This window comes from Neisseria sp. P0021.S007, from assembly GCF_051956855.1.
This window is the reverse complement of record NZ_JBQCXA010001214.1, coordinates 1-515: the sequence shown is the minus strand read 5'-3', so window position 1 is coordinate 515 and position 515 is coordinate 1. Positions and strand designations below refer to the sequence as shown.

Genomic DNA, 515 nt, shown 5'->3' with positions numbered 1-515 from the left:
GTTGGTGATGATGCCCCATTTGATGCCGCGTCTGTCGAGTTCGGCGATGAGTTCGTTCACGCCGTCAAAGAGGGCGGTGTCTTGGGCGTAGCGGCTGTCGTATTCGTCAAGATATTCGGTGCGCCATTGGGCGTAGTCGGGGTGGTCGGGGGTGATGGCTACGCCGAGTTTGAGCAGTCCTGCCGCGCCGTGGCTGGCTTGGGTGCGGATTTCGTCCATGCTTTTTTCGGGCAGTCCGTGGCGGTTGAGCAGGGTGTTGAGTGCGCCGCCGAGGTCTAGGGCAGTGTCGGCGAGTGTGCCGTCGAGGTCGAACAATACGGCTTGTATCATGTGTTTTCCTTTGGTTTTTCGATGGGGTCGTCTGAAAAGGGTTTCAGACGACCTTTAGGTTTAGTGGTGGTGATGGTGTGCGCCGTCGGTCTCGTTTGAACACAAGACGCTGTCGGGATGCGGGTGGTGTTCGCTTTCGATTTGGATGGTGCAGTGTCCGATGTTTTTGTGGGACAGCTTGTGTT

Annotated in this window: 1 protein-coding gene and 1 pseudogene; both read right to left on the bottom strand. The window is 57.1% G+C overall.

The features are described from left to right. The coding region (locus tag ACTHUR_RS18365; protein ID WP_440400202.1) for an HAD family hydrolase at positions 1 to 330 on the bottom strand (330 nt) is incomplete at its 3' end. A gap of 60 nt (positions 331 to 390) precedes the next feature. Continuing rightward, a pseudogene (locus tag ACTHUR_RS18360) lies at positions 391 to 515 on the bottom strand (cation diffusion facilitator family transporter); the annotation flags it as partial.